Here is an 11,335-nt window from a genome sequence, read left to right on the forward strand (position 1 = left end):
CCCCCCCCCCCCCCCCCCCCCCCCCCCCCCCCGCTCCTACAGGGGACCGCGTCGCCCGGGAGATTCAGGCCAGGCGGCGCTGCATCAGCAGGTGCCGGGCCTTGTCGAACGCCCAGTTGTACAACACGGTATAGGGCAGAATGATCACGAAGAAGCCCAGCTCCACCATGAACGCCTGCAGCAGCGAGATATCCAGCATCCAGGCCGCCACCGGCAAGCACCACACCACCAGCCCGGCCTCAAAGCCCAAACCGTGCACGAAACGCGCGCGGGCCTTCCAGTGGATCCGTTCAGCCTGCACATAACGATCGACCAGCGCGTTGTAGGCCATGTTCCACAACATGGCGATCACCGACAGGGTCACGGCCAGTGCGCCAGCCGTCGCCAGCGACTTACCCATTATCCAGGACAGCAGCGGTGCACACAGCAGCACGGCGAACACTTCATAACCGACGGCGTGAACCAGGCGTTCGGTGAAAGACACGTTTTTCATTGCAAATTCCATCCATTGCGTGAGTCGTGCTTCCTATTTTCTTTGATAGAACAGATACTCGCGACATAGCTACCATCGGTTTTATCAATACCATGCGCTACTCACCCGAAGCTCTGGTTGCCTTTGTCGAAGCCGCATCGCTGGGTTCGTTCTCTGCTGCGGCGCGCAAGTTGCGCAAAAGCCAGTCCACCATCAGCATCGCGATCGCCAATTTCGAAGCCGATATCGGCCGCCCGCTGTTCGACCGCGGTGGCCGCCACCCCACGCTGAATGAAGCGGGCCGGCAGGTGCTGAGCCATGTCGAGGCCATTTTGGATGCCAGTGCCCAGCTCGATGCGCTGGCGGTGCGGCTGGCAGAAAAAGTCGAGCCACTGGTGTCGGTAGTGATGTCAGACAGCTACAGCGTCACCTTCCAGGGCGCGGTCATGGCCCGCTTCGCCGAGCATTACCCGCATACCGAACTGCGCTGCGGCCCGTCGGAAGATGCCGATGTAATCGAGCTGATCCAGCTGGGTCTGGCGCATATCGGCATTTTGGCCACTCAGCCCAGCTACCCCGCCGATGTGGCCGTGGCGCGCCTACCCGAGCAGGCGGAGTTTGCTGTGTACGTGGCCAGCGGCCATCCGTTGGCAGGCCTTGAGCACGTGCAGGCACAGCACCTGGAAGCCGCCCGGCAGCTGTACATCAAGACCTACGCCCCCAGCCTGCACCACGGCCGCGGCCAGGCCTGGTCGGCGCCGGACTACCTCACTCTGCTGGAGTTTGCCGTGCGCGGGTTTGGCTGGGCCGAACTGCCCAAGGCGCTGGTGGCGCGGTTTGGCAGTGGGTTGGTGGAGTTGCAGGTGGCCGGGTACCCGCGGCGGGTTGATATGGATGTGGTGTGGTCCAGCCGGCGCGCGCTGGGGCCGGCTGGGCAGTGGCTGGTGCGGCAGATGATGAGTTGGTAGGTTTATTTTGCTCTAAACAACCACTACTCAATTTGACTGTCTAACCCTAAGCATATTAATTATAGGCCGTACAAGAACTTTAATATCCTTAGCTGAAACACCGGGAACAATTTGCCTGATCGCGTTAGACATGCTCGCACCTTGCATTCGTGCAAAGATTGCTGCACGACGTGAATCATGAACTTGCTCCAGTGTCAATTTACCAACGGTATTATCACTTTCATAATTCCGGATGAGAAGCAGAGTAGCTCGTTCCTGATCCAGATTCCCGAGACCCCTGGATTTGCCACGTACTACTACCCTAGGTGCGGATGCTACAAGCTGAGTATTGATAGGCTCTGCAATGAGTGATGCTTGGTTGCGCTGCATGCTGCTTTGTGTGGGCGCGTCGGGAGTACCCCAACCCGGCAGCTCATTCAACACGTCCTGCACTGTTTGATCCAAATACGATGGCGTCCTGTATCCAGCGTCACTAACACGCCTCGGTCTCGGTCTCGGTGATGGATTTTTAACTATCTCCGGCACAATGCGCTTCATCATCGACTCTGAACTAAGTCCGGGTAGGCTGCCCGACCTCCTTATAGGACCATGCCCACTGGGATCACTGAAATTTATCGCATCACCCTCACAGTATCCGTAACTGTTCAAACCACCTACCCCAAAGGGGCTGAGACTGTCGGGACTGTGGAAACGCATCAAAACAGGATTATAGCCGCGATAGCCATTACCAAGCAGATACAGAACGTTCACCAGCAAATGCCCATTGAATGCTGGCCGCTGTGCAGGAATATCATCAGGATTGTGAAAGCCATAAACATTGTAAATGACCGACTTAACCTGCGCCTGAGACTTGACGCCTACTACCGATTCACCGTCGTCTGTGGCCAATAATGCTGTGCTGATTGATGCTTGCTCCAGCCTGGTTTCTGCCAGTACGCCTGACTGGGCCCTAACGCATACCACGGCAGAAGTGCCGCACAAGGCTGTATGAAATCTATCCTGCTGCATGAAAAAGCGCGTGGTATTCATCGATCTGCTCATGCTCTGGTTCAAGTCTGTGAGGTGCTAATCTTTTCGCGCTGCAGCAGGTTAAGCAACTGTCATAAATGATAGGGGCTGCTATGCAGCCCATCGCGACACAAGGCCGCTCCCACAGGGGAAAGCATTACCCTGAAAGCCCAGCGCTGCCTGCGGAAGCACGCGGTCCTGTGGGAGCGGCCTTGCGTCGCGAAAAGGGGCGCAAAGCGCCCCCGGGGTTTCCAACCTGATCTGCGCAGTGCGCCCAAACGCAACAACCAGTACACCCAGCGACAAGCCTTGCCCCCGCCCTGCCCCGTAGCCTGTCACCACGCGCCGCCCTGTCGCGGCACGCAGCCAAAGCACAAGAACAAACCTTGGTGACCTATGCAGACAGTAGATCCGATCACCCTTGCGGTGGTGCGGGGTGCGCTGGAGACAGCGCAACGCGAAATGACCCTGACCCTGGAAAAGACCGGGCGCTCCAGTGTGTTCAACCTGGCCCACGACTACTCCAACTCGCTGTTCGACCACTTGCCGGAAATGATCCTGCAAGGCCAGGACATCCCCATCCACCTGGGCTCGCTGATCCCGGCCATGAAGTGCGTGGCCGGGTTCTTCGGCGACGACATCGCCGAAGGCGACGTGATCTACCACAACGACCCGGCCTACAAAGGCAGCCATATTCTCGACTGCTGCATGTACAAGCCGGTGTACTACCAGGGCGAGCTGGTGTTCTGGACCGTGTGCAAGGGCCACCTGACCGACATTGGTGGCCCGGTGCCGGCCGGGTACAACCCCGACGCCAAGGAGATCTACGCCGAGGGCCTGCGTATTCCGCCGGTCAAGCTGTGGGAAAAGGGCAAGCGCCGCGAAGACGTGATCAATTTCATGTTCACCAACATGCGCGCCCGGCCCTATCAGGAAGGCGACCTCAATGCCCAGTACGGCGCCTGCAAGGTCGGCGAGCGGCACTTGCTGGAGCTGCTCGACAAATACGGTGTGGCGCAGGTACGGGCCTGCATCGCCGAGCTGAAGAACATGGCCGACCGACACATGCGCGCGCTGCTGCGCGATGTACCGGATGGCGATTACAGCGGCACCGCCGTGCTCGAGGATGCCGGCCACGGCCTGGGCGAGCTGGCCATTACCGCGCATGTGCAGATCCGTGGCGACCAGGCCCATGTACGCATCGAAAGCCCGCCGCAGGTGCCCTATTTCATCAACTCCTACGAGGGCAACTCGGTGTCTGGCGTGTACCTGGGGCTGATGATGTTCGCCCAGGTAGCACCGCCCTACAACGAAGGGCTGTACCGCTGCGTCACGGTCGATGTCGGGCCCAAGGGCACGTTGTGCAATGCCGAGGAACCGGCGCCCCACGTCAACTGCACCACCACGCCGATGGAAACCCTGGCCGATGCCGTGCGCACCGCACTGGAGCAGGCCTCGCCACAGCGGGTGACAGCTTCCTGGGGGCATACCAGCGGCATCAACATCGCCGGCCACGACCCGCGCAACGGCAACAGCGAATACGTGACCATGGTATTGGCTTCGATCATTTCCGGTGCCGGCGCCAACAAGGTGATGGATGGCTGGCATGCCTGCGGCCCGCTGTGCTGCTTCGGCGCGCTGATGAGCGGTGACATCGAACTGCTGGAGCACGCCTACCCGGTGCTGATCCACCGCTACAGCCTGATGGCCGACAGCGGCGGTGCCGGCGAATTTCGCGGCGGCTCGGGCACCCGCCTGGAAATCGAACCGCTGGAGCACGCCATGACCGTGGTCGGCTTCGGCGAAGGTCGCCAGTTGCCCACCGCCGGGGCCGCTGGGGCACGCAATGCCTTGCTCGAACCCAAGCTGGGCCGGCTGATCCACCGCCACGCCGACGGCAGCGAAGACCATTACACGCAGAACCCGATGCTGACCCTGCAGCCCGGCGAACGGATCATCAACATCAACCCCGGTGGCGGTGGCTACGGCGACCCGCTGCGGCGCCCGATTGCCGCTGTGCTGCAAGACCTGCGCAACGGCCTGGTCTCGCCCCAGGGCGCGGCCCTGGAGTACGGCGTGGTCGTCGATGCCGATGGCCAGCTGGATGAAACCGCCACCCGCCTTGCCCGCGCCCCGCGCTGACCGGAGAACCATCATGCGTAACCAATATCGCCTGGGCATCGACGCCGGCGGCACCTTCACCGATTTCATCCTGGCCGACCGCGACGGCGGCGTGCAGCTGTTCAAGGCGCCGTCCACACCGCAAGACGGCACCCTGGCCATTCGTGCCGGCCTGGCGCAAATTGCCGACGCCACCGGGCGCAGCCCGGCCGAGCTGATCGCCAACTGCGACCTCTGCATCAACGGCACCACCGTGGCCCTCAACGCGCTGATCGAGCGCACCGGGGTCAAGGTTGGCCTGCTGTGCACCGAAGGCCATGAGGACAGCCTGGAGATCCGCCTGGGCCACAAGGAGGAAGGCCACCGCTACGACGCCCACTATCCGCCAGCGCACATGCTCGCCCCGCGCCACCTGCGCCGCCCCATCGCCGGCCGCATCCTCGGCGATGGCCGTGAGCACAGCCCGCTGGACGAACGCGCCATCCATGACGCCATCGATTACTTCCGCGCCGAAGGCGTAGAAGCCGTGGCCATTTCCTTCCTGTGGTCGGTGCGCAACCCCCGCCACGAGCAGCGTGCCGCGGAGCTGGTACGGGCTGCCTTGCCGGGTGTGTTCGTTTGCACCGGCTGCGAGGTCTTTCCGCAGATTCGCGAATACACCCGTACCTCCACCACCGTGGTCAACGCCTACCTCAGCCCGGTGATGGCGCGCTATGTAGCGCGCATCGACAGCCTGTTCCAGGAGCTGGGTGCGCAACAGCCGGTGCGTTACTTCCAGTCCAACGGTGGCCTGGCCCCCGGGCACCTGATGCGCGAGCGTGCGGTCAACGCGATCAACTCCGGCCCGGCCTCGGCGCCGCAGGCCGGGCTGGCGGTGGCGCGGCCATTCGGTATCGATAACGTCATCACCGTGGACATGGGTGGCACCTCGTTCGACATCACCCTGACCAACGCCGGCCGCACCAACTTCAGCAAAGACGTGGACTTCCTGCGCCAGCGCATCGGCGTGCCGATGATCCAGGTGGAAACCCTGGGTGCCGGCGGCGGCTCCATCGCCCACCTGGACGAGTTTGGCATGCTGCAGGTCGGCCCACGCAGCGCTGGCGCCATGCCCGGGCCGGTGTGCTACGGCAAGGGCGGCAGCGAACCCACGGTGACCGACGCCAACCTGGCGCTGGGCTACCTGCCCGACGGCGCGCTGCTGGGCGGCAGCATCCGCTTGAACCGCCAGGCGGCGCTGGACGCCATCCGCAGCAAGATCGCCGAGCCGCTGGGCATCAGCGTGGAACGCGCCGCATTCGGCATCACCACCCTGGTGAACCTGAACATGGTCAACGGCATCCGCCGGGTGTCGATCGAGCGCGGCCACGACCCGCGCGACTTCGCCCTGATCGGTGCAGGCGGTGCGGCAGGCATGCATGTGGTGCGCCTGGCCGAGGAAATCGGTATGCAGACCGTGCTGATCCCCAAGGTGGCCTCGGGCTTGTGTGCATTCGGCCAGATCCTGTCCGATGTGCGCTACGACCAGCTCACCAGCCTGTCGATGCGCCTGGACGCCGGGCACGTGAACCTGGCACAACTGAACCAGGCGCTGGCCGAACTGCGCCAGCAAGGCTTGGCCAACCTGCGTGAAGATGGCTTTGGCGACCAGGCCAGCAGTTGCCACTACACCCTGGAAATGCGCTACCTGGGGCAGATCCACGAGTGCAGTGTGGAGCTGCAGCAACACGCCCTGGATGACGCCGGCCTGGCCGCACTGATCAGCCGCTTCCACAGCCGCCACCAGACCCTGTACTCGTACAGCGAACCCGCCAGCCCGGTGGAGCTGGTGAACCTGGAGTGCTCGGTGATCGGCCACCTGCCGCGCCCGCCGCAACCCGAGTTGCAGGGCCCGGCCGAGCCGCCGGCAGCCACCCCGGAAACCGTTCGGCCGATGCTGTTCAGTGCCGACGGCGAGTGGCAGCCCACGCCAGTGTTCAACGGCAACCGCCTGCTGCCGGGGCAGACCGTGCATGGCCCCTGCGTGATCGAGGAAGACACCACCAACATCGTCCTGCCACCGGGCTGGCAGGCGCGCCTTGAGCCTTCGGCCACCTATCGGGTGACACGCGGGGCTTGATCAAAAGGTCGGCGTGCGCCGATCATGGGCCTGATAACCGCCCGGCAGCGCTGCGCTGCCGGGCGGTTTGCACAATAACAAGAGCTGCTTGAGTAGCTTGCCTGCAGTTCCTTTTTTCAATGCTGCCCTCTTTGAAAAAGGACAAACCATGCCTACAGAACTCTCGACCCATGGCTGGGCGCAGCCGGAGCGCCAGGCGCGCTGGGCCGAAGCCATCAGCGATACCTATTTCCCGCTCAGCCTGGAATTTGCCAGCGGCCAGCCGTTCGATGGCCACCTGCAACGCTGGAGCACACCGAGCACGCCGCTCAGCCTGTCGCGCCTGCGTTCCACCCAGCTGGGTTATTCACGCAGCAAGGCGCACATCGGCCAGGACCATGAAGCGTTCTACCTGGTGACCGTACCGCGCAGCAGCGAGGTGCACTTCGAGCAGGACGGCCACCCGCTCAGTTGCAGCCCGGGCGGTTTCATTGTCGAGCGCGGCGATGCGCCGTACCGCTTCCACTACGGCACGCAGAACGATTTGTGGGTGCTCAAGCTGCCCGAGCGCGCACTCAAGGCCAACCTGCTGGGGCACAAGCGCTACACCCGGCATTGCTTCGATGCCAGCCAGGGCCTGGGGCGGATCTTCGTCGAGCAGCTGGACCTGTGTGCCCGCCACTTCGACGCCAGCCCTGCGGCCGCCCGCCATTTACTGCTGGAACAGGCTTCGGCCACCCTGCTGCTGGCCCTGCAACAGGACGAACGGGTGCTGGGCAGTGAAGGCAGCAACCTCAGCACCCTGCACCTGACACGGGTCGAGCAGTATGTGCAGCAACACCTGGGTGAACCTGAGCTGTCTCCCCAGGCCATTGCCAACGCCTGCGGGCTGTCGCTGCGCTACCTGCACAAGTTGTTTGCAATCACGCCCTACACCCTGGGTGAATGGGTACGCCAGCAGCGCCTGGAGGCCGTGCACCGGCAATTGCGCGACCCCCATTGCCACCTGGCGATTGGCGAGTTGGCGTTCCGCTGGGGTTTTGCCGACCAGGCGCAATTTGCCCGGGCTTTTCGTCAGCAATATGGATGCACGGCGCGGGAAGTGCGGGCGGAGCGCACCCACTGAGGAAGTGGATGCCACGGGCTTTGTCCGTGTTCGCGGGTAAACCCGCTCTCATGGTACTGCACATAACTCATTGAATTAGCAGGGACACTGTGGGAGCGGCTTCAGCCGCGAACACCGGCGCAGCCGGTGCCATGCACCGCGTTGGATTCTTCGCGGCTAAAGCCGCTCCCACAGGGTATGCGGACCGCTTGCGAACTCAGTTCTCTGCGCGACAGCGCAACGCAAAGGGCTGGGCGATCTCCTACAAGCGTTTCGAGAGCCTATGACAGGTGATTGCAATTCAATCCCCCGCCGCCACATCCACCACCTTCCAGCTGTCATCCGGGTCGAAGCGCTTCATTTGCTTGGCCAGCCTGTCGCCGTGGGGACCAAGGTCTTACTCGAATATCTGGCCGTCGCGGGTGTCGTGGTAAGGCACGCCATCACGGTTGGCGGCATTGTGCTGCCATTTGTGGTTGGTGATGCGGTTGTTGCTGTTGATGTTGTTGTAGCGGTTGACGTCAATATCGATGTCGCTGTTGCCCCAGTCACAGTCGCCCCACAACGAGGCGGTGATCGCCACGCCGGTACCAAAGGCCAGGCCGGCCACCAGTGCGGAACCGGGGTAGTACATCGGCGGTGGTGGGTAATACGCCGGCGGTGAGGCCGGGTAGGCCCAGGTGCCATAAGTGGTGGTCGGATTGTAGGTGGGCACGTACACCACTTGCGGGTCGGCGGGTTCGATGACAATGGTGGTGGGTGGCGCGCTGGCAGTGATCACCTGAGTACTACCGCCACCGGTAGACGGTGCAGGTGCTGCGGCAGGTGCGATGGTGTTCTGCACAGTCACATTCTGGTACTGGTTGCTTTGCAGGTTTCCCGCGGCCTGGGCCTGGTGGCGCAAGCGCTGCACGCTGCCCATGACATCGTCAGGCTGGGCGAGGAAGGCATCACCCAGGCGCTGTACCCAAACCGGGTCCTGACCAAGGGTTGCCAGCACCTGCGGGAAGGCCACCAGTGCCTGCACACTCGGGTCCCAAGGTTGCTTGGCCACCTGCTTGACCGCGTCGTCACCGGTGGCCTTGGGGTTGGCCTTGGACCAGGTCACGGCTTCGCTCACCTGCCCCGGATAGGTCGATGCCATCAGCACCTGGGCCAGCAACGGGTCTGGATACAGGGCGATGGGCGCAGTCATCTGGTCCAGTTGTTCCTGGGTGAAGATCGGGTCCTTGCTGGCGGCCGCTGGCGCAGGGTACGGCCAGATACGAGGGCGCAAACTTTTTGCGCTCCAAGGGGGGGCTGGCAAGCCAACTCATTTCATGTGGGCACGGTAATAGCTCCTCAGGAACCATCGATAGTCACTATCGAGAATGGCAATTTCTACCGAATGACGCAGCCTAATAACCTAGCTCCATCGACTCGCCGCCCATGACCCCGGCCCCTGGAGCTACCTGATGAATACCCTGGCCCGCTTGCTGTCCGCCACCCTTGCCGTACTTGCCATCGCTATCAGCAGCGGCTGTGCCAGCCACCCTGAACTGCGCCCGTATAGCGCCGACGAAACCCGCCAACTGCAGCTGGAAGCCTTGCAACGTCGTGGCCTGTCGCTGGACGACTACGAACAGCAACGGCGGGTGATCCAGCGTGCCGGCAACCTGCCGGTGGTGACCGAAGCCGCTGACACCGACCGTTCGACCAAAGGCTGAACGGGCTGATCCAAGGTTTCCTCCCGCCACCTGCGCAGGTATCCTTTAGCGCTCAACCGCAAGCCTTCCAGGACGGAGACCATGTTCAGGCCCTTTCTGTTGCTGAGCGCTGCCCTGCTGTTCAGCCCCATGCTGCTGGCCCAGCAAATGAAACGCCAACTGGGCGATTTCGACTTCACACTCGGCACCACACCCTCGCGCAGCATGGCCCAAGGGCTGATCTCACCCAGTGCGGTCGGTGCATTCCATGGCGGTCTGGACCTTAGCCACGCCAGCGGCTGGTACCTCGGCCAGTACGCCCCGAGCATGGGCGTCACCCACAATTCGACCCTGCGCCTGGACAGCTACCTGGGCTACAAGCACCATTTCGACAGCAGCCTGGGCTATGAGGTGGGGTTGATCCACTATAGCCAGCCCAATATCGCAGGCCCCGACAGCTATGCCCTGTACGGCGGCATTTCGGTGCTGGGCAGCCGCTTCGGCGGGGCGCTGCGTGACAACCCCGACAACCGCACCGGTACGCTGTTCGCCGACTTCGGCCAACTGCCGCTGTTCGACGTCGACTTCACCGTCAAGCTCGCCCACCACCGCCTGGGCACGCCGTTCACCATTGGCGATGGCAGCCAGATCAGTGGCTTTTCCGACTGGTCGCTGGAGCTGTCGCGCCCTTGGCTGGGCATTGACCTGAACCTGATCTACAGCAATTCCAGCCTCAGTGGCGGTGGCTGCGATGCGTACTCGGGCATCAACACCTATTGCGACAGCGTGGTCACGCTCAAGGCGCAGCGCAGTTTCTTTTAACGGCGCGGTAGCAGCGCCAAAGCGATACCGCCCAGCACCACCACACAGGCAACCAGCAAGCGCAACGACAACGGCTCACCGATCAGCGCCACCCCGCCCAATGCGGCAATTACCGGCACGCTGAGCTGCAGGGTTGCCGCCTGCTGCGCACTGACCTGCCTGACCACGCCATACCACACGGCATAGCCGGCACCAGAAGCCAACACGCCAGAGGCCAAGGCGTACAGCAAACCGATGGGTGTGAGGTGCGGCCCGGCGCCAAGCATCAGCATGGGCACCAGCAAAACCAGGCAAGGCAGGCTACGGGCAAAATTGCCGGCAGTGTCGGCCAACGGCCTGGGCGAGCCCTTGCCCAGCAGCGAGTACACGCCCCAGGCCACCCCGGACAGAGCCATCAGCAAGGCACTGGCCAACGGGGGCGCCGAAGCCCCCGGCAACAGCAGCACCAGCAGGCCGGCAAAGGCAATCAACATACCCAGCAGCATGCGCAGGGTAATGTGTTCGCCCTTGTACCAGGCGAAGCCGAACATGGTGATTTGCACGGCACCGAACAGCAACAAGGCACCCGCCCCTGCCCCCAGCTGCAGGTAGGCTGCAGAAAACAGGAACGCGTACAGGAACAGGGCCAGGCCACCTCGCCAACTGCCGCCCATGCTCTGCACCGGCCTGCGCAGGCGGATCAGCAGCAGCAGGAACAACGCGCCACTGGCCAGGCGCACCACGGTGAACGATGCCGGGTCGATTGCCCCGTCTTTCAATGCCAGCCGGCAGAATACCGAGTTGGCGGCAAACGCAACCAGGCTGAACAGTGCAGGCCAAAGCCAGGCCCGGGCCTTGCGGTCGGTGAGCGTGGTGGTGCCGGTGCTCATGGTGGGGTCACCTCTGAGTGGGGATTATTGTTATAGCGGCAATGTAGTGGGGACCGACACCGATATACAAGGATCCATTCACTGCGGTGGTTGGCACCGGCCAAGTCGGTGTTCTCGGCTGAAGCCGCTCCCACATAGCCTGCATCGCCTTCAAGGCAGGCACAGAACCTGTAGGAGCGGCCTTGTG

Annotated in this window: 9 protein-coding genes and 2 pseudogenes; 6 read left to right on the forward strand and 5 right to left on the reverse strand. The window is 62.9% G+C overall.

Annotated elements, in window-relative coordinates:
• Nucleotides 1–64: 64 nt before the first annotated feature.
• Nucleotides 65–493, reverse strand: coding sequence for a multidrug/biocide efflux PACE transporter (locus IAE39_RS27555; protein WP_201207638.1), 429 nt, complete (start codon nucleotides 491–493; stop codon nucleotides 65–67).
• A 92-nt stretch (nucleotides 494–585) separates the two neighbouring features.
• Between IAE39_RS27555 and IAE39_RS27560 the strand changes: the two genes are divergently transcribed.
• The gene (locus IAE39_RS27560) at nucleotides 586–1,440 is read left to right on the forward strand and encodes a LysR family transcriptional regulator (protein WP_201207639.1); all 855 of its coding nucleotides are present in this window, start codon (nucleotides 586–588) and stop codon (nucleotides 1,438–1,440) included.
• Nucleotides 1,441–1,467: 27 nt separating this feature from the next.
• On the opposite strand, the gene IAE39_RS29840 is transcribed toward IAE39_RS27560, so the two are convergent.
• Nucleotides 1,468–2,469: an RHS repeat-associated core domain-containing protein gene (locus tag IAE39_RS29840; protein ID WP_236548853.1), complete on the reverse strand. Its 1,002-nt coding sequence runs from the start codon at nucleotides 2,467–2,469 to the stop codon at nucleotides 1,468–1,470.
• Nucleotides 2,470–2,844: 375 nt separating this feature from the next.
• Between IAE39_RS29840 and capB the strand changes: the two genes are divergently transcribed.
• From capB to IAE39_RS27580, 3 genes are all read left to right on the forward strand, one after another.
• A complete protein-coding gene (gene capB, locus IAE39_RS27570) occupies nucleotides 2,845–4,590 on the forward strand; it encodes a caprolactamase subunit beta (RefSeq protein WP_201207640.1) in 1,746 nt (581 codons plus the stop codon).
• 13 nt (nucleotides 4,591–4,603) lie between these two features.
• Nucleotides 4,604–6,688, forward strand: a complete 2,085-nt coding sequence (gene capA, locus IAE39_RS27575; protein ID WP_201207641.1) for a caprolactamase subunit alpha — start codon at nucleotides 4,604–4,606, stop codon at nucleotides 6,686–6,688.
• Between the two features lie 148 nt (nucleotides 6,689–6,836).
• Nucleotides 6,837–7,793, forward strand: a complete 957-nt coding sequence (locus tag IAE39_RS27580; RefSeq protein WP_201207642.1) for a helix-turn-helix domain-containing protein — start codon at nucleotides 6,837–6,839, stop codon at nucleotides 7,791–7,793.
• 280 nt (nucleotides 7,794–8,073) lie between these two features.
• Here the strand turns inward: IAE39_RS27580 and IAE39_RS27585 are convergent.
• Nucleotides 8,074–8,196 (reverse strand): annotated as a pseudogene (locus IAE39_RS27585) (DUF2950 family protein); the annotation flags it as partial.
• Nucleotides 8,182–9,078: pseudogene (locus IAE39_RS27590) on the reverse strand (DUF3300 domain-containing protein); the annotation flags it as partial. The pseudogenes IAE39_RS27590 and IAE39_RS27585, both read right to left, overlap by 15 nt.
• 148 nt (nucleotides 9,079–9,226) lie before the next feature.
• Here IAE39_RS27590 and IAE39_RS27595 point away from each other — a divergent pair.
• Nucleotides 9,227–9,478: a hypothetical protein gene (locus tag IAE39_RS27595; RefSeq protein ID WP_201207643.1), complete on the forward strand. Its 252-nt coding sequence runs from the start codon at nucleotides 9,227–9,229 to the stop codon at nucleotides 9,476–9,478.
• An 81-nt stretch (nucleotides 9,479–9,559) separates the two neighbouring features.
• Nucleotides 9,560–10,279 carry a TorF family putative porin gene (locus tag IAE39_RS27600; RefSeq protein WP_201207644.1) on the forward strand — a complete coding sequence of 240 codons (720 nt, stop codon included), beginning with the start codon at nucleotides 9,560–9,562 and terminating at the stop codon, nucleotides 10,277–10,279.
• Here the strand turns inward: IAE39_RS27600 and IAE39_RS27605 are convergent.
• Nucleotides 10,276–11,148, reverse strand: a complete 873-nt coding sequence (locus IAE39_RS27605; protein WP_201207645.1) for a DMT family transporter — start codon at nucleotides 11,146–11,148, stop codon at nucleotides 10,276–10,278. The genes IAE39_RS27600 and IAE39_RS27605 overlap by 4 nt on opposite strands.
• Between the last annotated feature and the right edge of the window lie 187 nt (nucleotides 11,149–11,335).

Origin of the sequence: Pseudomonas sp. S37 (assembly GCF_016658545.1) — a bacterium.
In the GTDB taxonomy this organism is placed as follows: Bacteria; Pseudomonadota; Gammaproteobacteria; order Pseudomonadales; family Pseudomonadaceae; genus Aquipseudomonas.